The sequence below is a fragment of the Hyphomicrobium sp. genome (genome assembly GCF_036833075.1).
Taxonomy (GTDB): domain Bacteria; phylum Pseudomonadota; class Alphaproteobacteria; order Rhizobiales; family Hyphomicrobiaceae; genus Hyphomicrobium_C.
The window spans coordinates 1-24,695 of the sequence record NZ_DAITQL010000017.1 but is presented as its reverse complement, the minus strand read 5'-3'; the positions used below and the strand labels follow the sequence as shown (position 1 = coordinate 24,695).

The following is a 24,695-nucleotide window of genomic DNA, read 5'->3' as shown; positions in this document are numbered from 1 at the left end:
TCATCGCGCCGCCGATGCACGACCACTTGCCGCCCCGACGAGCATGGCCCGCAAGACCATGCCGCCGGCTGGGAGGGCTACAGCAGCCGCACGCGCCACCGCCATCACCCTTCATCAAACACCCCCGCCCCAAACCGCAGCGCCAGAATCCGGGACCGCCCCGAACACCCAGCCCACGCGCCGGCCCCGCGCCCATACGGCCTAATCGTCTCTCCCCCAACACCAATCCGCCCGCACAACCGGCCGCGCCGCCACCCACGGGGCAGCAACCATCCGCGCCCAAACCGCCAGAATTCGAGACCACGCCCGCAATTATTCGGGATCACTCCCAAGGCAAAAATCCGGGACCACTGGCACTGCAAAAATCCGAGCCCGCGCCGGCCCGCAGCCAACCGGCCCGGCCGGCCGTCGCGCGAAATTTGAATAATTTCTCATAACCCGGCATGATGCCCCTGCATGCACGGAGACATTTCGCTTCACACGACGAGGCCGGTTCAATGCTGCCCCTGGTGCGCCGGCTCCGAGATCAGACCCAAGGGTAAGCGCCGCAACAAGTTCGGCGACGTGCAGCTGTATCTTTGCCGGCATTGCGACAGGAAATTCACCCCGCTCCTGACGCGCAACAAGACCTATCCGCTCCGGGTTATCATCGACGCCCTGACCTTCTACAATCGCCTCTACACGCTCGAAGGCGCGGCACGCGCGGTCGGGCGCAGATACGGCCTTGCGATAAGCCGTCAGACGCTGCGCAACTGGCTGGACGATTTCGCAGACTACGTGCCGTTCACAAAGCTGCGCGCAGCGGCGGCGCGATCTTTCGACCGGCGCGACGCCATTGCCGAGGCGCAGCTTCTTCACGGCCAGGTCTATGCCTTCAAATACCATCGCGCCAAGACAGCGCTCATTCTGGACCGCCTGCGCGAAACCCATCCCGTCCGCCCGCTACAGGCATTTCTTGAAGGCGTCCCGCGCTCCTGCCCGCACACGCTGTTTCGCGACAACCGGGCGCGCGCCTCTTCCACGAAGGGCCGGTTCAGGCTGGACGGACTGGTCATCAAGCCGCGCCCCGACCCTGCCGTGCAGGCGGCGCGTTTCGCGTTGCAGGCCGTCGCCGACAACAGGCAGCGGCATGAAACCCTGCAAGGCTTCATGCTCGCCAACGACGGGGACACGGTGGCGGTCGAAGTGCCGGTCTATCTGACCGCCGCCGATCTCGACGACATGCGCCCCGCCTTCAGCCAGCTCCCCTTCACCCTCGGTCGCGGCGAAACCATCACCGGCCACATCGACATCGTGCAGCTGCGCTTCGGGCTCATTCACATCCTCGACTACAAGCCGGGCGCCAAGCGCATCAAGCCCATCGAGCAGTTGACGCTCTACGCGCTCGCGCTCTCGCGCCTGACCGGCATCGGCATCTATCACTTCAAATGCGCCTGGTTCGACGACGAGGATTATTTCGACTTCTATCCCCGCCACCTCATCCATCCGCACCGCACGGCGGGGATGCCTGAAACCATCCCCGCCGTGCCGCCGCCGCCGAACACGGGCCGTAAGACCATGTCGCCGGCCGGCAGGCAGGCTACAGCAGCCGCATGCGCGGGCATTTGCCTTGTTCCGGCTCCGTCACCTTCCATCCCCGGACGCCGAAATACTGGCAATTGAACTCCGTCGCGTTCGGGCCGCAGCTGCCGTAGCACTTGTATTGGATGAGCAGATGCGGCGAGCCGACCAGCAGGCTCGCCACGACCAGCCCCGTCAGCGTCCAGAAACGAATACCGAGCCGGGCATCGAGCCAGTCGGCAATCTTCTCGACGAGGCGTAGCCATTCCGGGTCAGTGTTCTCCGGTTTGGCGGATTCGACTTTCACTTCATAGTCAGACATGGCGCTTCTCCTTGTTGTAGGTCAGGCGGAATGACGGCTCGGGGCGTGGATAGGCACCCTCCACCGGGTTCACGGCTGCCCAGTCCCGCCACGGCGCAATGGCCCAGAACGCGATGCGCTGCGCGCGGATGGGGGCAAGCGACTGGATCAGCAGGAGCTGGTCCGTCTTCGGCATCAGGCGGATTTCATCGGCGCTCATCAGCGGACGCCCGACCTCGCCCCGGCTTTCGCCCGGGTCGTCGTCCTCCTTGCGGCCGAGATTGATCGAGGTCGTCTTGACCGTGCGCTGCCCGAGCGCCTCCGACAACGTCTTGGCGAGGCCATGATCCTGCACCGCGAAGAACTGCTGCACCTCAGCCTGCGACAGGATCGTGCTCGTCGTCTCCTTTCCGTAAACGGCGCGAAGCTGATCGAGCGACTGCACGATCATCCACACGCGCACGCCGAGACCCGGCAGTAGCGTCAGGCTTTCGGAGAGGCCTGCGAGCTTGCCCATGTTGGCGAACTCATCGAGCATGAACAGGACCGGCGAATTCCCCGGCTGGCGCGCCACCGCCGCGATCGCCTGCTTCGTCAGCAAGCCAAGCCATGCGCCGTGCGTCGCGATGCGCTCGGACGGGATCACGACATAGACGGTGACGCGGCCCGCCTTCAGCTCTTCGAAACTGAAGTCCGACGCAGAAACGCTGTCGGCGAGCCAGCCTGACGGATCGAAGATCGACACCGCCTGCGTTGCGCCCTCGATGAAGCTCTGGAAGCTTTCCGGGTTCTTTTCGAGGGTGCGGGTGATGTCGTCGGCGAGATCGGCGACAACGCCGCCGAGCGCGTCCGATCTGGCCATCTCGGCCAGCGTCGCATCCATGCGCGCGGCGCTTTGCAATGTCCGCCACAGCTCGGGCAGCGTGCAAGAATCCGGACGTCCCCGGCTCGCGAAGTGCAGCATGAAGGCGCGCAGCAGCTTGCGGCTGCCTTCGCGGAAGTAGCGATTGCGCGCGTCCTCCAACTCCGGGATCAATTGCAGCGCGAGTGCTGCCACCTCGTCGCCAAGGCCGCGCCGCTGCGCGATGTCATCGTACACGGCGACGAGAAACCCAAGCGGATTGAATCGGTCCTGCGGCAGGCCGTGCAGGCCCCAGGGGTTGAGGATGCGCACCTTCTGGCCGAAGGCTTGCGCGCGATGACCTGCGGTGACCGCGGCCAGCTCGCCCTTCGGGTCGGTGACAAACACGCTGCCCTGAGTGTGCAGAAGGTTTGGAATGACGGCGGCAATGCCCTTGCCCGAGCGCGCCGGGGCGACGGTCAGCAGGTGCGCCTTGCCGCTATGGAACAGCATCCGGCCGTCGAGCGTGCCCAGGAACAGCCCGGACGGATCGGTCAGGCCGGCGCGCGCTGCTGCGTCGCCGGTCATGAAGGCGGCTGTGCCGTGAATGCCGCTCGGCGTCTTCGCCTCTTGATGCTTGCGCTCCCGCTCGTTCTCCGCGCGAAGGCGGTCGGCGCCGGAGAGCAAGGCCATCAAAGTGCCGGCACCAAGAAACCATTGCGCCGCATCGTTCGACACCGACCACGCACCCCAAGCGCAGCCGGCGGCGAGCACGAACATGCTGAGCGATGATCCGGGTTGCTGGTTGTTGCTCATGGCCGTTTTCCTTTCCGCGCCCCTGTGCGAAGCTGGGGCGTGGCCGGGAATGAGCCACAAGTCCGGCTGCGCGGATTGCGCACTAACTGGTCACGGCATGGGGAATGCGGTGGAGGCGAGGATACCCGCGACTGTCACCTTCTATGACGACGCGGAGCGCGGCCGCATCCGCGCGGCCCTGATGCGCTATCAGGCGCAGAATGGTATCGGGGCGCCGAGATTGCGTGATCTGATTGCAGATGCCAACGGCCTGACCTTGAGGAAGGACGGCCGCGACCCCATCGCGCTAAGCACCGTGCAGCGCTTCCTCACCGGCAAGCACCGTGCGAATGACAGCTTCGTCGGGCTATGCGCCCGCTTTACCGACGGGCTGCCGGGTGATGACCCGGTCACGACGTTCGGCGAACAGTTGTCGGCATTCCTTGGCGTCCGCCGGAGCGAGGGCGACTACCCGCCGGTGCCGGCGGAGGTGGCCGGTGCCTATGCGTGCCGCGCCCGGCGCGCCCTGCCCATCGGTCAGAATGTGCGCGTCATACCCAAGGATAATCCCCGGGATCTGGTGCCGTTCTCGCGCATCAAGATCGACCTGATACCCGGCCGGTCTTTCGCATCCATCCGTGAGACCGTCGAGAACTGGGCGGCCGCCGCTCCGGGTACGGTCGCCGCCAATATCGAGACACGGCCCCGCCGCTCGTATGTGGGGATCGTGGCCTGTCCCGAGGGCGTGCTGTTTGCCCTCATGCGCAATGTCACCACCGGGGCGCCGCGCGTCTATTGGCTGGCGCGGGCCGTCGATAACGGCCTGGGCGGCTACGGACACGAGTCCATCTCCAATCTCGACAGCGGCGAGGGTATCGACCGGGCCGCCCACACGACCGTTCAGGTCGCGCTCGCCCCGGCAAAGGAGGGTTCGTGATGGCCCGAGCCCCCCAGCCGAAACCGCGTTCCGCCAGCAGCAGCGAAACCCTCACCCCCGACTACAATCAGCTCATGCTGCGGCGCGCCTATGCCGCCGACATCGAGGGCGTGGTCGCCGCGCTCAAGGCCGGCGCGGATGTCAACGCCACAGACCCGCACATGGGCCTGACAGCCCTCCACATCGCCGTCAGCACCAACAACCTCACCCTGACCCGCATCCTGGTCGAGGACTGGAACGCCGCCTTCAAAGCCGATGCCGCTGGTCGGTGGCCGACCCTGATCGCCGCCGAGGCAGAGGTCGATGACGCGCTGTCGGATTACATCGTCGAGGCGGAAGCAAAGGCCTACTATTCCTCGTGACCAGTTTTTGACTAGCGGACCTAAGTTCTGTAAACTGCTTCGAGTTTCGAGCGGCGCATACCCGTGTATGCCATTTTAAGCCGTTCCTTAACTTGATCCCCCACACTGAAATCTACACTTTGCGTTGGGTGCAAGATGTGCGGCGGAGACTCCGCCGCCATCTTGGCAAGGGGCCTTAGCCAACCCCGTTGCATCCCCCGGCCTTGCCCGGATTCGGCTTCGAGCCTTGCCGGTCAATCGCAGCGTATCCCGCTGCACCGGACCAGAAGGAGCCTTCGCGCTCCCTCTGGACACCCATCGACCAGCAAGGGGCGAACTGACCTCTCCCCTTCTGGACAACCCCATGCACCAGCGCCCCGGCGCTGGACCCGGCCAGGGACTCTCGCATCCCTGGACCCGCGAAAGGAGGCCGACCATGTCCGAGCGCAGCGACTCCCGTCAGCGTCCCATCACGCTCACGGCGCGGTTCAACGAGCAGGAAGCCGAGGCCGTCCGCCAGCTGGCGGACAGCGCGGGTGTACCCGTGGCTTCCTTCATGCGCGCGGCGGCGTTGAACCGGTCCTTACGGCGGCCTCCGGGCGGCAAGAAAGATGCCGCCCGCATTCTCGGCCAGTTGGGGCGGATCGCGGACGAGCTGCGGTCCTTGCAGGCGAACGGCAGCGTCGTCCCGGACCACCCGCACCTGATCGCGGCATGGCGCGACCTGGCCGAGATGCGCTTTGTCTGCCTCCAGTATCTCGGGGTCGAGCCATGATCCTGAAGGGCAACCAGCGCACCGGCGCAGCCGATCTCGCCACCCACCTGTCGAATGAATACGACAATGAGCGGGTCGAGATCGCCGAGCTTCGCGGGGTCGCGTCGAACGATCTGCACAGCGCGCTCGGCGAATTCGCGGCCATGGCAAAGGCGACGCAGTGCCAGAAGCCGCTCTACAGCCTTGCCATCAATCCGGCATCGCCGCTCTCTCGCGAACAGTACATGGCGGCCATCGATCATATCGAGGGCAAGCTCGGCCTCACCGGCCAGCCGCGTGCCGTGGTCTTCCATGTGAAGGACGGCCGCAAGCATTGTCACGTCGTCTGGTCGCGCATCGACATCGGCAGCATGAAGGCCATCCCCTTGAGCCACGACCGCATGAAGCTGCGCACCTGCGCCCGCGAGCTGGCCCATGCCTATGGCCTAAAGCTCCCGCCCGGCCTTGCCGAGGATCGCGGCGATACCCGGTTCGAGAGAAACCGAGACGTGAGTTTCGCCGAGAAGGCGATGGCCGAGGCCTCCGGCATCACGCCGGCGGAGCGGCGCAAGGCCATCACAAACGTGTTCCGGTCGTCCGACAGCGCGGCGACGCTCCGCAATGAGCTGGAGCGTGCGGGATACGTTCTCGCCCAGGGCGAGCGCCGCGCCTATGTCGTGGTTGACCGCGCCGGCCATGTTCACGCCCTTGCACGCCAGATCGACGGCGGGAAGACCAAGGACGTGAAAGCCCGTCTCGCCGAGCTGCCGGCAGAGACCCTGCCGACCGTCGAAGCCGCGCAGGCACAGCAGAAGGCGCGCCAGTCTGCGGTCGATGAGCGGCTGCGCGAAAAGGCCCGCGCGCGCGGCGCAAAGTCCGCTGCCGACCTGAAGGCAAAGCAGGAAACCCGTCGGCGCCGTCATATCGAGGAAAAGCGTCAGCTCCTTGCCGTCACGCATGCGAGCGAGCGCATGGCGTTACATGCCGCACAGAAGGCCGAGGACGGCCGGCTGTTCAACATCGTCGCCGGCAAGCTGTTCGACCTGTTCGACCGCGTTCCCGCCCTGCGGTCCGTGATTGCGCATCTGCGGCGCAATCCGGCCATCAATGCCGCCGAGCGGCACAGGCTGGAGAACGACTCACTCGACCGTCGGCACGACCGGGAGCGTCATGCCATTGATCGCCGTGCCGCCGCGCTCGACAAGATCGACGCGCGCGAACGCCGTGGTCTTGTCCGCGATCTCGTGCGACAGGCGCGCGTCGAGGATCTATTGCGCGAGGCTCAGAGTGAGCAGCGTACCCGCGAGATGCGCGCGGCGGCTAACGAACTCACGGCGGACGAGCGCCGCCAACGGATGGCCGAGCGGCTGGCGGCGGCGCGGCTGAAGTCGTCAGGCCCGCGCCGCGGCGGGCCGGGCATGGAATGACCAATCCCGCGTGACCAGATTCTGGCGCAGACCGGCGACGCAGCTTCTGCGATAGCCGCGCCATGGCCAACGAGGCTCACATCACCGCCAGGTCTGAGACGCCGCGTTCCGCGCCGCCGCGAACAGGCGAAACGGCGCGGAACATCGAGCTTTCCTGCAAGGACTGCTCCGACGGCCAATAAGGCAACGGTGCCGAGCCTTAACTTCTTGTTCATTCAACAGGCCCTTGTGGGCAAATCGCCGCAACGAACTCGGGCACCATGTCGTGGACGGCTTGAGCCTCGCGTTGACCGATACGCTTCCACCCGAGATGGGCCATTGCGGTAGCGCGCGCCATGCGGAACATCAGAACCGTGCCGACCAGCGATAGTGTGTGGAGTCGGATGCGCTCGCTGTCCGGCGGTTCAGCCATGATGATTGCGATTAACCGTCCGGCTATCCGCATGCCGGGGCCCATCGTGCGACCGTATATTCGCTTGAATGCTTCAGTCGGCTCGATCATCTCCCGGACCATGAAGCGTGCCCAGAGATCCGACTCGCGGCTGACAAACAGCGCTGCTAGATGCTGGACAACTTCGACGAGGAGGCTGCGAGCTTCGTCGATCTTAATCGGAACACCGGATTCTTCTGCTTCGCGGAAGCGTAGGCGCAAGCGCTCGCCGATGTTCGACATGTGTTTGCCGATCAGATCGGCGATATAATCCGCTGTGGCAACGTAAAGGCCTTCCTTGTCGCTAAAGTAATAAGTAATCGCCTGCAGATTCACGCCTGCGGCATCTGCCAACGCCCGCGTGGTCGCTGCGTCGAAGCCGAGGCGGCCAAAAACTTCCACGCTAGCAAGTAGCAGCTTTTGCCGCGTCGCATCACCTCTGTCCTTACGTGCATTCTTGGCGCTTCGTGGGGAAAGTGATGTGTCGGTCATGGCGTTAGGCTGCTCTCATCAACGGAATGGCTTTAGAAGCGAAAGGCGTCATACTTCCTGCGAGCTATACCGACGGACGCCCCCGTCCGAACGTCCGGGCCGAGCCCAAATGCGACGTCGCCGCATAGCTGGGAACCCCGACGGCGCGATCTCCTCATACGCGAAATGCAGCGTGTCGCCCCGAACGACTCAGCCGTGAGAGCGCCTGCACGATAGACGCATGATCAAACTAAGTCAATTGATTGACTTAGTTTGGCACCTCCTGTAGAGAAGGGCCCATGCTCGCCTTGCTGGCTATGGGCCGCATCAACCTCGCCAAGGGCGCCGGGCACAGCCGCTTTCGAAAGCTGCCACATGATGAAGAAGCTTCTCCTAGTTTCCACCCTCACCGCATTGCCGGTGGTGATCGGTACAGCAGCCCGCATTATCCCAAAGGTGCGCGAGAAGCTGCGGCAGAAAAGCCTCATCGTTGGCATCATAAATGTTAGATGCCTTAATGGGTCTGGCGCTCCTGCGCGCAACCTTCGCCCAAGTGAAAAAGCACTCCAATGACCATCCCATCCTTCGATCACAAAAAGTCCTATCGACTAATTGCGACACTGGTCGGCATCGCACTTGCCGCTGGCGCAGGCGCGTATTTGCTCTATGGGCGTACCGGTGACGCTCTTCCCACCGGTATCGTGTCCGGCAACGGTCGGGTTGAAGCCGTGCAGGTGGACATTGCAACGAAGATTCCAGGTCGCGTGTCGGAAATCTCCGCCAGGGAAGGAGATATAGTTCAGCCTGGGCAGATCGTCGCGCGGATCGACACATCCCAGTTGCGGGCACAACTCTTGCGCGCCAAAGCGGATGTCGCGAGCGCCGAAAGCCAGGTCGCGGCAGCGGAAGCTGCAATCGCGCAAGCTAAAGCCCAGCTCATTTTGGCGGAGCAGGAAGTCTATCGTTCAGCGAAGTTGCTTGAGACGGACGCCGTGAGCCAAGCACTACACGACACGCGGGTCAGCCAGCGCGATGTCGCCGTGGCTGTGCTCAAAGCGGCCGACGCGACGCTTGTCTCACGGCAGCGCGCTGTCGACGCGGCCCAGGCGAACGTCCAGGACATTCAGACGCAGATCGACGACTGCGTCCTCGCGGCGCCTACCATCGGCCGGGTCTTATATCGTCTCGCCGAACCAGGAGAGGTGCTCAGCGCGGGCGGGAAGGTTCTGACCCTCGTCAATCTCGCCGACGTCTATATGGAAATGTTTCTGCCGGCGGGTCAGGCGCATCGCGTCAGTATCGGCAGCGAAGCGCGGATCAAGCTCGACATTCTCGACTTCGCCCTGCCCGGAACGGTGACGTTCGTCTCGCCCGAGTCGCAATTCACGCCGAAGCAGGTCGAGACGTCCAGCGAGCGCGAAAAGCTGATGTTCCGTGTCAAGATCGCCGTGCCCGCCGAGCTCGTTCGCAAGCACATTGAAAAGGTCAAGACCGGCGTGCGCGGGGTGGGCTATGTTCGTCTTGATGGTGAGCCGGCACCGGAGTGGCCGGCTTTCCTCAAGAAATTGCCGCCGGACGCGGCTGCGGCCATGAGCGACAGACGGTGAGTCATGAACGACCACACCGAACCGGTCGCGCGCGCTGTTGGCATCACGCATCTCTACAAGAAGGTTCGCGCGCTTGATGACGTAACCATCGACATCCCATCGGGGCAGATGGTCGGCCTGCTCGGTCCCGACGGCGTTGGAAAGTCCACGCTCCTGGGCCTGCTTGCCGGTGCGCGGAAGCTTCAAGACGGCAGCTTGCAAGTCCTGGGCGGCGACATCGCCGCGGCCGATCACCGCAGGAAGGTCGGTCCGCGCATCGCTTTCATGCCGCAAGGACTTGGCAAAAATCTCTATCAGGAACTTAGCATCGAGGAAAATCTCGATTTCTTCGGCCGGCTGTTCGGCCAGCCGCGCGCCGAGCGTCACGCACGCATCGACCGTTTGACGCGAGCGACGGGGCTGCAGCCGTTTCTCGACCGTCCCGCCGGCAAATTGTCGGGAGGAATGAAGCAGAAACTCGGTTTGTGTTGTGCGTTGATCCATGATCCCGATCTTCTGATCCTTGACGAGCCGACCACCGGCATCGACCCGCTCTCCCGCCGCCAGTTCTGGCAACTCATCGACGCAATCCGCGCCGAGCGCCCCCGAATGACCGTTGTTGTTTCCACAGCCTACATGGAAGAGGCGGAGCAATTCGACTGGCTCATTGCGATGACAGCGGGGCGGGTTCTTGCGACCGGGACGCCGCAGGAGCTGAAGCGCAAGACCGACTCCGACACGTTCGAGGCAGCGTTCGTCCGGCTGCTTCCTGGCGAGAACAATCGTCACAAGGGCGAACTGGTCATTCCGCCGCTCGGACCGGCGACGGGCAAACCGGCCATCGTCGCCAAGGACCTGACCATGCGGTTCGGCGACTTCACCGCAGTCGACCATGTGAGCTTCAGCATCGAGGAAGGCGAGATCTTCGGGTTTCTTGGCTCCAATGGTTGCGGCAAGACCACGACCATGAAGATGCTAACGGGCCTTTTGCCCGCGACGGACGGAGAAGCCCTCCTCTTTGGGAAACCGGTCGACGCGAGCGATCAGCAGACGCGCAAGCGCGTCGGCTTCATGTCGCAGTCATTCTCGCTCTACGGCGAGCTAAGCGTTGTCCAGAATCTCAGGCTGCATGCGCGGCTGTTTCACCTACCATCCGAGAAGGCGACTGAGCGCATCAACGCGCTGATCGATCGCTTTGGCCTGCGGCCTCATTCGGATGCCTTGGCTGCTTCACTCCCTCTCGGAATGCGCCAACGCCTGTCGCTTGCCGTTGCTATCGTTCACGAACCCGAGATGCTGATCCTCGATGAGCCAACGTCCGGAGTTGATCCCGTGGCGCGGGATGAATTCTGGGAACTGCTGATCGAGCTGTCACGCAAAGATAAGGTGACGGTCTTCATATCGACGCATTTCATGAACGAGGCCATGCGGTGCGACCGCATTTCGCTCATGCATGCCGGGAAGGTCCTCGTCAACGACGCGCCTCGACAGATCATTGCGTCAAAGAATGCCCGAACGCTGGATCAAGCCTTCATCGCCTATATCGAGGACGCGATTGGAGAGTCCGCAGAAAGCGCTTCCAAAACTTCGCCCGCGGTAGCGGACGCCGCTCCCCCGTTCGTCCGCGATGAGCGCAATGCCAGCAATACTCGTTGGAGCTTCAGCCCGGCGCGAATGTTGGCGTACAGCTATCGCGAGATGATGGAGGTCATGCGCGATCCCGTGCGGCTTGCCTTCGCCTTTCTGGGCAGCGTTATCCTTCTCATCATCATGGCCTACGGAATCAGCCAGGACGTCGAGAACCTGACATATGCCGCCCTCGACCTGGACCAGACGCCGCAAAGCCGCGCGTATCTGCGCAACTTTTCCGGCTCGCGCTATTTCACCGAGCGCCCGGAAATCCGAAGCGGTGACGAGCTCGAAACCCGCCTGAAATCGAACGACATCACCCTGGCCATCGAGATCCCGGTCGGCTTTGGACGTGACCTCAAGAGGCTCGGCAAGCCGCAAGTCTCCACTTGGATTGATGGCGCAAATACCCTCAGAGCAGGGACGATCGAAGGCTACGTGGCGGGTGCGCATGCGCAGTTCCTGAGCACGCTCGCGCGCGAGAGTAGTGTCAACCCAAATTCCACCGCATCCGGCTCCGTCGAACCGCGTTACCGTTACAATCCGTCATTTGAGAGCATCTACGGTATGGGACCAACAGTGCCGGCCCTGTTGCTGCTGCTCTTCCCGGCGATTCTGGCGGCGGTCAGCGTCGCGCGCGAAAAGGAAATCGGCACGATCACGAATTTCTACGTCACGCCCACCAGCCGATTCGAATTCCTGATCGGCAAGCAGCTTCCTTACGTTCTCATCGGGATGATCAACTTCATCATCCTGACATTGCTGGTGGTGTTCTTGATGCAAGTTCCATTGAAGGGAAGCCTGCTGGGATTGTCGATCGGCGCGCTGCTTTATTTGTTCGCGGCCACCGGCTACGGCTTGCTCATCTCCTCCGTGACAAATAGCCAGGTGGCGGCGGTCTTTGCGGGCGCGATTCTGTCGATGCTCCCGACGATGCAGTTTTCCGGCATGTTGCAGCCGGTCTCGACCCTCGAAGGCGGGGCTTGGCTTATGGGCACGTTGTGGCCCACGACCTATTACATGCATTTGAGCGTCGGCGCCTTTACAAAAGGTCTCGGGATCGGAGATCTCGCGACCGATCTTTTTGTCCTTGCTGCCTTCACACCCGCTTTCGTGCTCGCCGCTGCGGCCTTCCTTAAGAAGCAGGAGGCCTAATGCTGAGAACGCTCGCCAACATATTCTGGCTCGGCAACAAGGAGCTCCGGAGCGTGTTCAGCGATGTGCTGATGGTCGCGTTTATCGTCTGGTCGTTCACGTTCTCGATTGCGGAGCGCGCGACCGGCATGGGCGACACCGTCAACAACGCCTCGATCGCTATCGTCGACGAGGATCGCACCGCCTTGTCGCGCCGCCTGGGCAATGCGCTCTATCCGCCCTATTTCAAACGCCCGGACCTGATCGAGGCCGACGCGATCGATCGGGCGATGGATCAGAGCCGGTATATGTTCGTAGTTGTGATCCCGCCGCGCTTCGAGGCAGACCTTCGCCAGGGCCGCCAGCCGAAGCTCCAGCTCAACATCGATGCCACGGCGGTCATGCAAGCCGGTATCGGCGCCGGGTACATTCAGAACATCCTGACCACCGAGATCACCAGATATCTCGACCGCGCCGACCAACCGTCAAGTAGTCCGGTGTCGGTAGTGCAGCGTCGCGCATTCAATCCAAACGGCACGCAAAAATGGTTTGCCGCCATCGTGGCGCTCCTCGACCAGCTCTCGATGCTCACAATCGTATTGACCGGTGCCGCGTTATTGCGAGAGCGCGAGCACGGCACCATCGAGCATCTCCTGGTCTTGCCGCTGAACGCGTTCGAAATCGCGATGGCCAAGGTCTGGGCGAACGGGCTGATTATCCTCGTCGCGTTCACGCTGTCCATGGTGTTCGTCGTCGGAGGCGTTCTCGACATCCCCATGGCAGGATCAAAGATCCTTTTGCTCTCAGGCACGATGATCTATCTTTTCGCCGCCGCAGCGATTGGTATCTTTCTTGGAACGATTGCGCGCACGATGGCGCAGTTCGCTCTTCTGATGATGATGACGATCATGGCAATGATGATGTTGTCAGGAGGCATGAGTCCGATCGAAAGCCAGCCCGCCGTCATCCAGCCGTTCACATGGCTGCTGCCATCACGCCACTATATGGCGTTTGCTCAGGCTGTGGTGTTCCGCGGCGCAGGTATCGATATCATCTGGCCGGAATTCATAACAGTCGCGGGACTGGGCTTTGTCTTCTTTGCTGCAAGTCTGGTCCTGTTTCGCCGCTCCATCGCTCGCAGCCAATAGGTCTTGTTTCCATGTAGATGCGGAAATCAGTAGTCCTCGGCTCGAATCACCGTTCAAGAGCAGGAGATATTTGGCCATGGTGTGAACCGGCACTGTTCGCACATGACGATCGGCGTCGTCCACACATGCCCCCCGCATTGCCTCACTAAGAATGTTACCGACGAAGTAACCGCCGTGACTGGGGTAGCGCTGCCGAATCGGATCGGTGTCGCGGATGGCGGGACCGATGAGCATGGGTGCACGACGCGAGATTAGGGCTGCGGTGGCGGCGCGCTACCGATTGACCGACCGGGCGGGCAAAGGACGCGTTCTCGACGAGTTGTGCAAGGTGACGGGCTGGCGGCGGCGTGGCTGAAGTCGTCAGGCCCGCGCCGCGGCGGGCCGGGCATGGAATGACAGATCCCGCGTGACCAGATTCTGGCGCAGACCGGCGGCGCCGCTTCTGCGATAGCCGCGTCATGGCAAACGAGACTCACATCACCGCCAGGTCTGAGGCCGACGCCGCGTTCCGCGCCGCCGCGAACAGGCGCGCAGCGATGGAAGCGCGCCTGTCCGAGGAGCAGCGCGCGCGGTATCAGGCGCTCCGGCAAAAGCAGGACGCTGAACTAAAACGCCAGGAGCAGCGGCTTGAACAGCGGCGCCAGGACTATCAGTCCGAAGTCAGGAAGAACGGCATCGTCCCGAGCCTGGACATGATCCCCCTCGACCGCAATACACCCCGCGCGTTGCGCGATGCGGCGCGAGAATACGCTTCGCAGGATCAATGGGTGGCCGATCTGAAGCAGGCGCAGAAGCGCGCGCAGGACAGGTTTCTTGAGCGCCCCCAGGCGGGCGAACCTGCCCTGGTAGAACCCGAAGGGCTGCGCCCAAAGCCTTCACACGAATAGCGCCTGCCCGGCGACCTTTAAATTTGCACCGGCCGCGATTTCTATGCTTATCTACTGATAATACTTCACTATTTTCCATATTTGGAAGGTGTTTCTTGAATGACGGATTAAGCGAACCTACCCCCGGAACAGCCCATGACATTCCGGCCTTATCGCCTGAGGAACGCCGCGAGAGAATGCGGCAAAGGCTGGTCGAGGCGAGAAAACAGTCCTCGAAGAAGAACGTCCGCCGCCTTCAGATGGAGTGGGAAGATTTGTCGCCCGCTCAGAAACGCGAACGGGAGGACGAAATCGCGGATTTGTCCCCGGAGGAACGCCGCGAAAGAATGCGGCAAAGGCTGGCGCAGGCGCGCCAGAGGCCAGGACCAAACCTTCGTGGACCCTTCCTTGAATAGAGCAAGAGTGCGCAAGCGGCTGTCATCTGATCCGGTGGGCGAGAATTATAAAGGCCCGGCAATGACATAGCGGTGCTCCGGCAGAATGGCCCAGCTTTGCAACGATATTGGCCGCCGGGGATCGCTCCATAAATCCAGCGATGGCATACCGGCTTGCCGCAAAAGGAACTGAGACGGGCCGGTGAGAGCGTCAACCATTGCCAAGCTCTTGGTGGCTTTGGGGGAAAAGGTACACGTGACCTTGCGAGCGATAGCGCATCTCATTATCGCTCATATTTATGGTATTTTCTGAGCGATATTGTGGTAGAGTATCGCTCATGCGATGGAACTGGCAGCAAACCGATTGGCCGAAGTTTCGCTTCGATGCCGAGGCGTTGACTCCGCTGGAAACCCGCTTCCTTCGGCAAGGCGGCATTGTGATCGGCTCCGTCCAGCATCTGAACGGTGACGATCGCGACGTCCTGACGGTCGAGATCATCAGCGCCGAGGCGCTCAAGACCTCCGAGATCGAAGGGGAGATGCTCGACCGCGAGAGCCTTCAGTCTTCCATCAGACGGCAATTCGGGCTGACGACGGACCGTCGTCGTGCCGGCCCGGCCGAGCAAGGCATCGCCGAGATGATGGTCGACCTCTACCGCGGATATGATGCGCCGCTGTCCGACGAGCGGCTCTTTCTCTGGCATGCCCAGCTGATGCAGGGCCGCCGCGACCTCAAGAATGTCGGCAGCTATCGCACCCATGCTGAGCCGATGCAGATCGTCTCCGGTCCCATCCACGCGCCGAAAGTTCACTTCGAAGCGCCGCCGTCGGATGGCCTCGCGACAGAGATGGAGACCTTCCATGCGTGGTTCAACGAGACGGCGCCCGATGGAGCCCACCCCCTGCCCGCCCTGGTGCGGGCCGGTATCGCGCATCTCTACTTTGAATCCATCCACCCCTTCGAGGATGGCAACGGACGCATCGGCCGCGCCATCTCTGAAAAGGCCCTGGCCCAAGGGCTCGGACAGCCGAGCCTGACAGCACTTTCGGTCATGATCGAGCGGCGACGGAAGGACTACTACAAGGCGTTGGAGCTCGCCAACCGCGATAACGACGTGACAGACTGGCTCCTCTGGTTCGCCGACACGGTGCTGGAAGCTCAGCTTCACACGCAGCGCTGGATCGACTTCCTGATCGCCAAGACGCGTCTGCTCGATGCCTTGCGCGGGAAGATCAACCCGCGGCAAGAGAAGGCGCTGCTTCGCATGATGCGGGAAGGACCGGATGGATTTAAGGGCGGCCTGTCAGCAGGAAACTACACCACCATTACCGGTGCACCGGCAGCCACGGCCCGACGTGATCTGGCCGAGCTGGTGGGTCTTGGCGCTTTGACCCGCACCGGCGAACGCAGAGGGACGCGCTACTGGCTGACCCTCGGCGCATCACCGGCGGCGTAGCCGATGGGCAAAAACGACTGTTTAGAAATAGCGCGCCGCAGTCTGGCGGCCATGTCTTGAATGAGGATGCCGTCGGATGACCTCCACAACATTAAGACTCAATATGCCGCAATGGCAGGGCGGGGACGAGCCAGCCTACCGTTTCGGAGCCGAATTACTGCGTTGGCTTGCCCCGGATCATCACGGTCCCGAGGAAACTGTCGCGGTCCCTGAACCGGACGGCAGTTCACCGCGACTCGACCGGGGTATCAAATCGCGGCACGCTCTGTTGACACAAGCGCGCTCAGCGCGCGCTGCGATTGAACGGCACCGGCCGGATCGGATCGTGACACTTGGCGGGGATTGTCTGGTCGACCTCGCGCCCATCGCATGGCTCAGCCAGAAATATGGCGACAAGCTGGGCGTTCTCTGGATCGACGCCCATCCTGACGTAATGAGCGCAGCCGAGTTTTCCCATGCCCATGCGCATGTATTGGGAATGCTGCTTGGCCGGGGCGACGAGGATTTCACCGCCCAGGTCGCCCAAAAGCTGGTCGCCTCGCGCGTAATGATCGCTGGCATGGATGCCTGGACCGATGTCGAAGGGCCGATCCTGACGGAACTGGGCCTCCGGCACACGCCTTCTGCCGATATTGCCGATACGAGCCAGCCGATCCTCGACTGGATGGCAGCCGAGGGCATCAGTCATCTTGCGGTGCATTTTGATCTCGACGTGCTCGACCCGGCACACTTCTCACCGCTGCTGTTCAATAGACCGTGTGTACCCGAGGGGACTTTCGACGGGATCGTGCAAGGCAGGATGCGGCTTGCGCAGGTGGTGAGACTGCTGAATGACGTGGGGCGTGCGGCGGATATCGTCGGCCTCGCCATCACCGAGTTCCTGCCATGGGATATGCTGCGCCTGAGAAACAGCCTTGCGGCCCTGCCGATTATGAAATCATGAGGCGCGAAGCGATGTTCGATCCGGCAGGTAGCGCGCTGGTGCTGCCACCGTGACGGCCGGACGAAAACTATGAAGGCGCCGCAATGACATAGCGGCGCGCGGGATTTCAGCTCACCAACCCCGATTTCCCCAGTCTTGATCACGGATCGGTTATTCTGTTTGCCCATTCATGCAAGAGCAGGTTCGACGGCTGTGATATGTTGGTCAGTGTCCTAATGTTATCAGAATAGTCCGTTACCTCGGTCGGTCAGGGTTTTGTAGTAAGGCGTTACGGCGTGCCGCGATTTTCCATCGATACTTCCATTGTCCTCACCTCCGCGACCGTCCTGGGCCTTGCCATCGCCCTTGTCGGCAACTGGTTTCTCGACGGGAACGCAAGCATCATAGGTTTTGGGACAGCACTCGCCTATCTGGCGGGTGGCATTCCGACCGGCTGGCGGGCACTGAAGGCGCTGCGGAACGAGCACGTTCTTGACATCGACCTGTTGATGATCGTTGCGGCGATTGCCGCCGCCGCCGTCGGAGCAGCCATCGAAGGCGCGGTCCTGCTTGCGCTGTTCAGCCTGTCGACGACCCTGGAGGAACGCGCCATGGGGCGGGCGCGGCGGGCGATCGAGGCGCTGATGGCGCTGCGTCCGGAAACCGCGTTCCGCAAGTCCGTGGACGGCACTGTGGAGGAGGTTCCAGCGACGGCGCTCGGCGTGGGTGACATCGTGGTGCTTCGTCCGGGCGCGCGGGTTCCTGCGGATGGAACCATCGTGGCCGGCCGTGGCGCGCTGGACGAATCTACCATCACCGGCGAATCCATGCCCGTCGGCAAGGAGCCCGGCGGCAAGGTCTTCGAGGCAACCGTCAATCTCAACGGCGTGCTCGATGTGCGGGTGACGAAATCGCTTGAGCACAGCACCGTAGCGCGGATGATCGCGCTGGTGACGGAAGCCCAGGCTTCCAAGGCCCCGTCAGAGCGGTTCAGCTCCTGGTTCGGCCAGCGCTATACGATGGCCGTACTTGCGGGAGCCGTCATCGCGCTCGGCATTTTCTACGGGCTGGGAAGGGACTGGGAGACCGCGCTTTACCGCGCGGCGACGCTGCTTGTCGCGGCAAGCCCGTGCGCCATCGTGATTTCGGTGCCCGCCGCCATTCTGTCGGCATTGTCGGCCGCCGCGCGTGGCGGCGTGCTGTTCAAAGGCGGCGCCGCGCTGGAGACTCTGGCCGCCGTCAATATATTCGCCTTCGACAAGACCGGGACATTGACGACTGGCCGCGCCGAAGTCACCGGCATCGTCGCCCTGAATGGAAACGAGACGCATTTCCTGACAGCGCTCGCCAGCGTCGAAGCCCATTCCGAGCATCACATCGCCGATGCGCTACGGCGCGAGGCTGCGCGGCGCGGGCTGGCGCTGCATGAGGTGCATGATGTGAAGGCGATCCCGAGCGCCGGCATCGTCGGTCGGGATGCCGATGGTCCGGTCTGGGCCGGCAATCGGCGCATGGCGCAGACGATGGGAGCGTCGCTCGATCATGACCGTTTTCAGGCTTTGCAGGACAGTGCCGAGACCGTCGTCTATCTCGGCCGCGAAGCGCGCGTCCTCGGTGCCGTCAGCGTCGCTGACAAACTACGCGAAACGTCGGCCGGCGCCCTTGCCGCCTTACGCGAGAGCGGCGTCAAGACCATCGCGATGATGACGGGAGACCGGCGAGCCGTTGCCCTGCGCATCGGCACGGAATTGGGGCTGAAGCCGGAGGAAATCCATGCCGAGATGCTGCCGGAGGACAAGGTCCGCCTCGTCGGCGAGATAGCCAAGGGAAGCAAGATCGCCTTCGTTGGCGATGGCGTGAACGACGCCGCCGCATTGGCGCGCGCCGATGTCGGCATCGCCATGGGAGCAGCCGGTTCGGACGTCGCCCTTCAGGCTGCCGACGTGGCCTTGCTGTCGGAAGACATGGAACGGTTCGCGGCCGCGCACCGTCTCGCCAAACGCACCGCATCGATCGTCCGCCAGAATCTTGTGTTTGCCATCGGGGCGATGCTTCTTCTCGTCACCGGTGCCGCCTTCTTCGAACTGCCGCTGCCGCTGGCGGTGCTGGGCCACGAAGGCGGTACCGTGCTCGTCGTTCTCAACGGGCTGAGGCTGCTCAACGATCCGATCCGCAATACGAGGCGATCCACGGCTGATCTGAAGCCCGCTGACCAGGAACGCAACGACGTTCTGGCTGGTGCGCCGAGCCAACTGCGGAACACCGTCGCAACAATTATAAAGGCCCCGCAATGACATAGCGGTGCCCAGTTTTATCCTGAACGGTGCGCCACCCTCAAAAAAAAGAGAGAACTCCGGGTGAAGCCTTGCCCAGGCCCAGACGACTGAGTGATATGCCGCTTGCCAGTCGGCCACCGATGTACTGTTATTCTGCAAAAGGTATTTGATGCGCCGTTTGGCGCCGTCGGACGGGACGACCTGTCTTGACGCATGAGGAGGGGACGACCCCGCTGAGGCGGTGGTTGTGGCCCGGTCCGATCCTCTTACGGAAATCTCGCAATCTCGTCCGTCTCTTCGAGAGCTGATGCCCGGCCCAACTTATTGCGGTCTGGCGCTGACGTGGGTGATTGTTGCGGTGTTCCACTTCGGCGCGCGCTCCTGGCTCGTTGTCCCTATCTCTTCGCCTGTCGCCATCGTCAGCTTCCTCGTGCTCTTTTCAACAATTATGGGGGCGGCCGTTGGCGTTGTCTGGTTCGCCGATAAGCTCGCCCATGAACTGGGCGAGCCCTATGGAACGCTGATCCTCACGCTTTCCGTTGTTTCGATAGAGGTTATCCTCATCGCGGGTGTGATGATCGTATCAGCCGACGCCGCCACGATTGGCCGCGACGCAATCTTCTCCGTGATGATGATCATCATGAACCTCGTGGTGGGGCTATCCATCGTCGTTGGCTGCCTGCGTCACGGAGAGCAAGAATACAACGCGCAAGGCGGTGTTGCTTATGTCTCCATGATTTTGACGCTCACTGGCATCGCGCTCGTATTGCCGAATGCACTTGGGACAGGTGGCGGCAGCTTTGGTCACGCCCAGGCAATCGCGCTTTCCGCAATCACAATACTCACCTACGCGGTCTTTCTCGCCGCGCAAATGGGAGCCTATCGGCGCCTCTTCATTCAGCCCAGCCCAGGTACGCTTACGGTTTCGCATGGCGCGGCCAGGAGTGAGAAAGCCAAGGCGCGAAACACGATCAATCGCCGCTCCGTTGTGCTTCGCTCGATGGCGCTTGTTTTGTTTCTTGTTCCAATCGTCCTGCTATCTCACCATCTCGCCCTGCTGATCGATATCGGCATCGAACATACAGGCGCTCCAGTTGCCGTAGGCGGCGTGATCATCGCCATCATTGTCTTTACGCCTGAATCCATTACCGCCGTGAAGGCGAGCCTCAGGAACGAGATGCAACGCACTATCAACCTCTGTCTGGGTGCGTTTGTATCGACGGTGGGACTGACGGTGCCGGCTGTTCTGATCGTCGGACTTGTCACCGGCAAGACAGTCGTGATGGGCCTCACTGCGCCCGACACAGTTCTCTCGGTGCTAACAATCGGACTGAGCGCGCTGACGTTCTTCGGCCAGAGAATATCGCTCGTACAAGGGATACTGCATTTGGCGCTTTTTGCTGTCTTCGTACTCTTGCTGTTTAATTCTTGATGCTCAAGGCCGCCCTGCTGATTACATCATGAATGCGGTCCGCAGCTCCATATCGCGGGATCGGCCGCCATCACTGCCCGAAGTTTTTCTTCTTGCTCGGGCGTTATCGGTCCTACCGCGTAGGCGCGCACCAGGAAGAGCTTGCCAATGATGCGAACAAATCGGAGTGCCGTCAGCGCCAACGATCGCATGCGACACCTCATATCGCGCCGGGAGAGTTGTCCTTCGACTACCTGTCTCCGCGCCAAAACTTGACCACGCGATAGGTGTTGAGACACGTCCCTGCGATCTATTTATCGCATCAAAAAACGTAATGTTCGCCAGCGCTGACGCCAGCGCGCACTCCACGGATTTCGTATAGCGCCGAAAGCCGGCTGCTCTTGGTGTCGACGTTTCATCTGGCCGTGCAGTTCGGTGACGAGCTACATTTGGTGCGCCGCGTGCCGCCTGCCGGCATAGGACATTTCGCCAGATCCTTCGGAAACCGCTCTTCGCACTAGAGCGGGAGCCCGCTCCCCAAAAGCATTGACTGGCCGAATGATTTGCATGAGCGGTCGGGGGCTTTTGGCGGCTCTCCGCTGAACCTACCATTGCATGCCTATCGGATGGCGACCGAGCCTTCACAACGCATCGATAGCGGGGACTTTCTGTGGGGCGACGCGATTGCAAAAGGACGCTGATCAATTCACCCGCAAGTTGGACTGGAACCTACTTAAGGTGTTCCACGAGATCGCTCGGGGGCCGGGAACTACCGCGGATCAGTACGTCAATGCATGAGCAACGCCTGCGCTGGAAATTCCGTTCGGATTCCTCGTGGCCTTGACGCCGCCGCCGCTTGAGCGCGCCCACATGGGATTTGAAGTGGCCTTGACGCCGCCGCCGCTTGAGCGCGCCCACATGGGATTTGAAACGGCGCGCTCGGAAGAGCGATAGGGGCGCATTTCTCCACCTTCGACAGTTTCAGCAACGACCCTCGAGCCTCTCGCGCCACAGGGCGTAGATCTTACGATGGAGTATCCGGGATGAGGTATGTTCTGGCGTCCGTCGCGACGGTAATGACGACCAATTCCATGGCTTTTGCGCAATCGCCCGTCGAACTCCCACCCGTGGAAGTGACGACGCAGGCCCAGAAGGCCGCTAAAGCGAAAGGGCAGCAGCTCAATTCGGCAACAGTGCCGCAGCCCGATAGCGCGCCCCTATCCGGAAACGAGCCGAGCTTCTCCGCCGTCCAGTCGATCGATTCCAGCGCAAACGCCGTTGGCATCGCGCAATCGGCAAGCCAAGGCTACGTGAGCCCTCAAGAGATCGCGGCCGTGCCAGCTTATCGGACAGGTGAGTTTCTGGAGGCCGTGCCTGGTCTTGTCGTCACCCAGCACAGTGGCGAAGGGAAAGCCAACCAGTACTTCGTGCGCGGCTTCAACATCGACCATGGCACCGACCTCGCCATTACCATCGACGGGATGCCCGTCAACATGCGGACTCATGGCCATGGCCAGGGATATGCCGACACGAACTTCATGATCCCGGAAATCATACGCGGCCTGACGTATCGCAAAGGCCCGTTCTTTGCGCCGGAAGGTAACTTCTCATCAGCCGGTGCAATCCATCTCGACATTTTTGACGAGCTCGAGAAAAATTTTGGACGCATCGAAGCTGGAAGTTTCGGCCACCGACGCGCGGTTGCGGGTATGTCGTCCCCTGTGGGAGTTGATGGTACCGTTCTCGTTGCCGCTGAGGCGCATCTTTTCGATGGTCCATGGGAGCGGCCGGACGATCTGGAGAAATTCAATGGTGTGATGCGCTATTCGAAGGGCAGCTTCAACAACGGCGTCGCGCTAACCGCCATGGCCTATTCCGGACACTGGTCCTCAACGGATCAGATCCCGTTGCGCGCAGTCGAGTCCGGCATCATCGATCGCTTCGGAACACTCGATCCGACCGACGGCGGCTCATCTCACCGCTATAGTCTCTCGGGACGCTGGAACCAAACGGATGCCAACTCGCAGACCCGCGTCAGCGCCTATGTCGTGAAAAGCGACATGTCGCTCTTCAGTAATTTTACCTACTTCCTCAATGATCCGATCAATGGTGACCAGTTCCAGCAGAGCGACGACCGTGTGCTGACGGGCGCAAGCGCGAGTAGGACGGTCTTCGGCACGCTGGTTGGAGGCGTTAAGTCGGAAACGACTGTGGGGATCGAGGGTCGTTATGACGACATCGACGTCGCGCTGTTCAACACCGCAAAACGTGCACGTCTTTCAACCGTTCGGGCGGACAAGGTGCAAGAAGGAAGCGTCGGCGTCTTTGCGGAAAACACGCTGCGCTGGACGGATTGGCTTCGCACGACAACCGGCCTCCGCGCCGACCTCTACACCGCCAGCATAGATAGCAACATGCCTGTGAATTCGGGGGACGATACCGATTCTATTCTGAGCCCAAAGTTCGGCCTCGTCCTCGTTCCCTGGGCTGCGACAGAGTTGTATCTCAACGCCGGCACCGGTTTTCACAGCAATGATGCGCGCGGCACCGTCACGACGGTTGATCCCGCGAGCGGCGACCCCGCATCGCCGACACCATACCTCGTGAGATCGAAAGGAGCCGAGATCGGAGTGCGCACCACGCCAAGCTCCTGGCTGACCAGCACGCTCTCGCTGTTTGTTCTCGATTTCGATTCAGAGATTGTGTTCGTCGGCGACGCCGGAACAACGGAAGCGAGCCTCCCAAGCCGGCGGATCGGGGGGGAGTATTCATTGCACGCCAAGTTGCTGCCATGGCTCTCGCTGGATTTTGATGCGGCCTATACCCATGCTCGCTTCCGCGAGGAGGACCCCGACGCTCCGGGCCGATACATTCCGGGTGCCGTTGAAGGAGTCGTTGCCGCCGGACTGTCGTTCGATAATCTCGACAATTGGTTCGGAAGCATAAATGTGCGCTACTTCGGACCGCGCCCACTCATCGAGGACAACAGCAGGCGCTCTGGGTCCAGTACGCCCGTGTCGGCGAGCCTGGGCTACCAATTCAGCGATGGTTTGGTGGTGAGGCTGGACGGCTATAATTTGCTGGACCAGACAGCGAGCCAAATCGACTACTACTACGCATCCCGCCTCCCCGGTGAGCCAGTCGATGGGGTTGAGGACTTCCACTTTCACCCATTGGAGCCTAGATCCTTCCGGCTATCGCTGACCAAGGAGTGGTAATGTACTCGGACTGCCTTGCATGAATTACAGCGGGTTCGGTCCACGGGGATTGTGACTGGGACGTCGACCAAGAGCGAGCGGGCGAGGACAAAGCCGTTGGGATCGCGTCCGGACTTTTTTCAAGCCCGGCCCGTTGTCATTGCAGATCTCGCGCCGGACGATTGATCAAACGCAAGCTGATGGAGCAACGCGGATCAGGCGCGGCGAAAAGGTCGGCGAAGAAATCGCCGTCGCGCTCTCCCAAATCCATCTAAGCTGAAGGCACGCAGTGGAATGCAGTCGCAAAAAGGACACCTCAGCTATTGGCCGAGGTGTCTAGTCGCTCCACAGGTGCAACATTCCTGTAGAGGGGAAGCTCCCTCTCGATGTCCTTTATTTTGAATCAGCGAACGGGCGGAAGCTTCCGCCCGTTCGCGTCTCCTCAAGGAACTTGATAGGTGGCTAGCAGGTGACCGACATAGATAGTCGCCCCTCCTGCTAAAAGCGTCAGGTAAGGGAGGAAGCCGGCGCGACGCGGAATAGGTTGGCCATTTTCTTCCAGATCGATCTGCATCCACCGCGGGAATTTACCCCCGTCGGTCACATAATGGCGGTATGCGAAGATCGGAATGATGCCGGCCACGATAAGAAGGCTGGTCAGCAGCACCCGTTGGCCCCAAAAATCTGCTCCCCAGCCCATGATCAGCAGATTCAAAAAGCCACACACTGCACCCGCTGCCAACAACCAGGTTGAAGCACGGTACTGAACCGCCCCGGGTTTGCCGGAGGCTGGTTGGTTTGAGTCAGGCGGCGCGTG

General features: G+C 61.8%; 19 protein-coding genes and 1 pseudogene. 16 read left to right on the top strand and 4 right to left on the bottom strand.

What is annotated here, in order from left to right:
• The first annotated feature begins 456 nt into the window (after positions 1-456).
• Complete coding sequence (locus V7082_RS07300) at positions 457-1,662, top strand: PD-(D/E)XK nuclease family protein (protein WP_334147213.1); 1,206 nt, start codon at positions 457-459, stop codon at positions 1,660-1,662.
• Here the strand turns inward: V7082_RS07300 and V7082_RS07295 are convergent.
• Both V7082_RS07295 and V7082_RS07290 read right to left on the bottom strand, forming a co-directional pair.
• Entirely contained in the window at positions 1,580-1,882 is a 303-nt protein-coding gene (locus V7082_RS07295) for a hypothetical protein (RefSeq protein WP_334147212.1), read from the bottom strand. The genes V7082_RS07300 and V7082_RS07295 overlap by 83 nt on opposite strands.
• Entirely contained in the window at positions 1,875-3,518 is a 1,644-nt protein-coding gene (locus tag V7082_RS07290) for a type IV secretory system conjugative DNA transfer family protein (RefSeq protein ID WP_334147210.1), read from the bottom strand. The genes V7082_RS07295 and V7082_RS07290 overlap by 8 nt, the downstream gene beginning before the upstream one ends.
• Positions 3,519-3,567: 49 nt before the next feature.
• Between V7082_RS07290 and V7082_RS07285 the strand changes: the two genes are divergently transcribed.
• The 4 genes from V7082_RS07285 (at position 3,568) to V7082_RS07270 (ending at position 6,956) form a co-directional block, all read left to right on the top strand.
• Entirely contained in the window at positions 3,568-4,434 is an 867-nt protein-coding gene (locus V7082_RS07285) for a hypothetical protein (RefSeq protein WP_334147209.1), read from the top strand.
• Complete coding sequence (locus tag V7082_RS07280; protein ID WP_334147207.1) at positions 4,434-4,796, top strand: ankyrin repeat domain-containing protein; 363 nt, start codon at positions 4,434-4,436, stop codon at positions 4,794-4,796. Before V7082_RS07285 ends, V7082_RS07280 begins: the two co-directional genes overlap by 1 nt.
• A 415-nt stretch (positions 4,797-5,211) precedes the next feature.
• Positions 5,212-5,550 carry a plasmid mobilization protein gene (locus V7082_RS07275; protein WP_334147205.1) on the top strand — a complete coding sequence of 113 codons (339 nt, stop codon included), beginning with the start codon at positions 5,212-5,214 and terminating at the stop codon, positions 5,548-5,550.
• Positions 5,547-6,956 carry a relaxase/mobilization nuclease domain-containing protein gene (locus tag V7082_RS07270; protein WP_334147203.1) on the top strand — a complete coding sequence of 470 codons (1,410 nt, stop codon included), beginning with the start codon at positions 5,547-5,549 and terminating at the stop codon, positions 6,954-6,956. Before V7082_RS07275 ends, V7082_RS07270 begins: the two co-directional genes overlap by 4 nt.
• A gap of 211 nt (positions 6,957-7,167) precedes the next feature.
• On the opposite strand, the gene V7082_RS07265 is transcribed toward V7082_RS07270, so the two are convergent.
• Entirely contained in the window at positions 7,168-7,878 is a 711-nt protein-coding gene (locus V7082_RS07265; protein ID WP_334147201.1) for a CerR family C-terminal domain-containing protein, read from the bottom strand.
• A gap of 354 nt (positions 7,879-8,232) precedes the next feature.
• Here V7082_RS07265 and V7082_RS07260 point away from each other — a divergent pair, with 354 nt between their 5' ends.
• The 11 genes from V7082_RS07260 (at position 8,233) to V7082_RS07210 (ending at position 23,899) form a co-directional block, all read left to right on the top strand.
• Positions 8,233-8,430: a hypothetical protein gene (locus V7082_RS07260; protein ID WP_334147199.1), complete on the top strand. Its 198-nt coding sequence runs from the start codon at positions 8,233-8,235 to the stop codon at positions 8,428-8,430.
• On the top strand, positions 8,427-9,464 hold the full coding sequence (locus V7082_RS07255; RefSeq protein ID WP_334147197.1) for an HlyD family secretion protein: 1,038 nt from the start codon (positions 8,427-8,429) through the stop codon (positions 9,462-9,464). The genes V7082_RS07260 and V7082_RS07255 overlap by 4 nt, the downstream gene beginning before the upstream one ends.
• 3 nt (positions 9,465-9,467) lie before the next feature.
• Positions 9,468-12,227 carry a ribosome-associated ATPase/putative transporter RbbA gene (gene rbbA, locus V7082_RS07250; protein ID WP_334147195.1) on the top strand — a complete coding sequence of 920 codons (2,760 nt, stop codon included), beginning with the start codon at positions 9,468-9,470 and terminating at the stop codon, positions 12,225-12,227.
• On the top strand, positions 12,227-13,354 hold the full coding sequence (locus V7082_RS07245; protein ID WP_334147193.1) for an ABC transporter permease: 1,128 nt from the start codon (positions 12,227-12,229) through the stop codon (positions 13,352-13,354). Before rbbA ends, V7082_RS07245 begins: the two co-directional genes overlap by 1 nt.
• 232 nt (positions 13,355-13,586) lie before the next feature.
• Entirely contained in the window at positions 13,587-13,709 is a 123-nt protein-coding gene (locus V7082_RS07240; RefSeq protein ID WP_334147192.1) for a hypothetical protein, read from the top strand.
• Positions 13,710-13,812: 103 nt separating this feature from the next.
• On the top strand, positions 13,813-14,241 hold the full coding sequence (locus V7082_RS07235; protein ID WP_334147191.1) for a hypothetical protein: 429 nt from the start codon (positions 13,813-13,815) through the stop codon (positions 14,239-14,241).
• Positions 14,242-14,953: 712 nt separating this feature from the next.
• Positions 14,954-16,072 carry a Fic family protein gene (locus V7082_RS07230; protein WP_334147189.1) on the top strand — a complete coding sequence of 373 codons (1,119 nt, stop codon included), beginning with the start codon at positions 14,954-14,956 and terminating at the stop codon, positions 16,070-16,072.
• 76 nt (positions 16,073-16,148) lie between these two features.
• A complete protein-coding gene (locus tag V7082_RS07225; RefSeq protein ID WP_334147187.1) occupies positions 16,149-17,015 on the top strand; it encodes an arginase family protein in 867 nt (288 codons plus the stop codon).
• A gap of 275 nt (positions 17,016-17,290) precedes the next feature.
• Positions 17,291-19,288, top strand: a complete 1,998-nt coding sequence (locus tag V7082_RS07220; protein ID WP_334147185.1) for a heavy metal translocating P-type ATPase — start codon at positions 17,291-17,293, stop codon at positions 19,286-19,288.
• Positions 19,289-19,577: 289 nt separating this feature from the next.
• Positions 19,578-20,702 (top strand): calcium:proton antiporter, encoded by a 1,125-nt coding sequence (locus tag V7082_RS07215; protein ID WP_334147183.1) that lies wholly within the window; start codon positions 19,578-19,580, stop codon positions 20,700-20,702.
• Positions 20,703-21,724: 1,022 nt separating this feature from the next.
• Positions 21,725-23,899 (top strand): TonB-dependent receptor, encoded by a 2,175-nt coding sequence (locus V7082_RS07210; RefSeq protein WP_334147181.1) that lies wholly within the window; start codon positions 21,725-21,727, stop codon positions 23,897-23,899.
• A gap of 421 nt (positions 23,900-24,320) precedes the next feature.
• Here the strand turns inward: V7082_RS07210 and V7082_RS07205 are convergent.
• Positions 24,321-24,695 (bottom strand): annotated as a pseudogene (locus V7082_RS07205) (hypothetical protein); the annotation flags it as partial.

Coding starts and splice junctions, on each gene's coding strand:
- V7082_RS07280 (WP_334147207.1), top strand. CDS start 4,434: ATGGCCCGAGCCCCCCAGCCGAAACCGCGTTCCGCCAGCAGCAGCGAA.
- V7082_RS07285 (WP_334147209.1), top strand. CDS start 3,568: ATGAGCCACAAGTCCGGCTGCGCGGATTGCGCACTAACTGGTCACGGC.
- V7082_RS07275 (WP_334147205.1), top strand. CDS start 5,212: ATGTCCGAGCGCAGCGACTCCCGTCAGCGTCCCATCACGCTCACGGCG.
- V7082_RS07235 (WP_334147191.1), top strand. CDS start 13,813: ATGGCAAACGAGACTCACATCACCGCCAGGTCTGAGGCCGACGCCGCG.
- V7082_RS07255 (WP_334147197.1), top strand. CDS start 8,427: ATGACCATCCCATCCTTCGATCACAAAAAGTCCTATCGACTAATTGCG.
- V7082_RS07210 (WP_334147181.1), top strand. CDS start 21,725: ATGAGGTATGTTCTGGCGTCCGTCGCGACGGTAATGACGACCAATTCC.
- V7082_RS07270 (WP_334147203.1), top strand. CDS start 5,547: ATGATCCTGAAGGGCAACCAGCGCACCGGCGCAGCCGATCTCGCCACC.
- V7082_RS07240 (WP_334147192.1), top strand. CDS start 13,587: ATGGGTGCACGACGCGAGATTAGGGCTGCGGTGGCGGCGCGCTACCGA.
- V7082_RS07295 (WP_334147212.1), bottom strand. CDS start 1,882: ATGTCTGACTATGAAGTGAAAGTCGAATCCGCCAAACCGGAGAACACT.
- V7082_RS07260 (WP_334147199.1), top strand. CDS start 8,233: ATGATGAAGAAGCTTCTCCTAGTTTCCACCCTCACCGCATTGCCGGTG.
- V7082_RS07215 (WP_334147183.1), top strand. CDS start 19,578: ATGCCCGGCCCAACTTATTGCGGTCTGGCGCTGACGTGGGTGATTGTT.
- rbbA (WP_334147195.1), top strand. CDS start 9,468: ATGAACGACCACACCGAACCGGTCGCGCGCGCTGTTGGCATCACGCAT.
- V7082_RS07245 (WP_334147193.1), top strand. CDS start 12,227: ATGCTGAGAACGCTCGCCAACATATTCTGGCTCGGCAACAAGGAGCTC.
- V7082_RS07225 (WP_334147187.1), top strand. CDS start 16,149: ATGACCTCCACAACATTAAGACTCAATATGCCGCAATGGCAGGGCGGG.
- V7082_RS07230 (WP_334147189.1), top strand. CDS start 14,954: ATGCGATGGAACTGGCAGCAAACCGATTGGCCGAAGTTTCGCTTCGAT.
- V7082_RS07300 (WP_334147213.1), top strand. CDS start 457: ATGCACGGAGACATTTCGCTTCACACGACGAGGCCGGTTCAATGCTGC.
- V7082_RS07290 (WP_334147210.1), bottom strand. CDS start 3,518: ATGAGCAACAACCAGCAACCCGGATCATCGCTCAGCATGTTCGTGCTC.
- V7082_RS07265 (WP_334147201.1), bottom strand. CDS start 7,878: ATGACCGACACATCACTTTCCCCACGAAGCGCCAAGAATGCACGTAAG.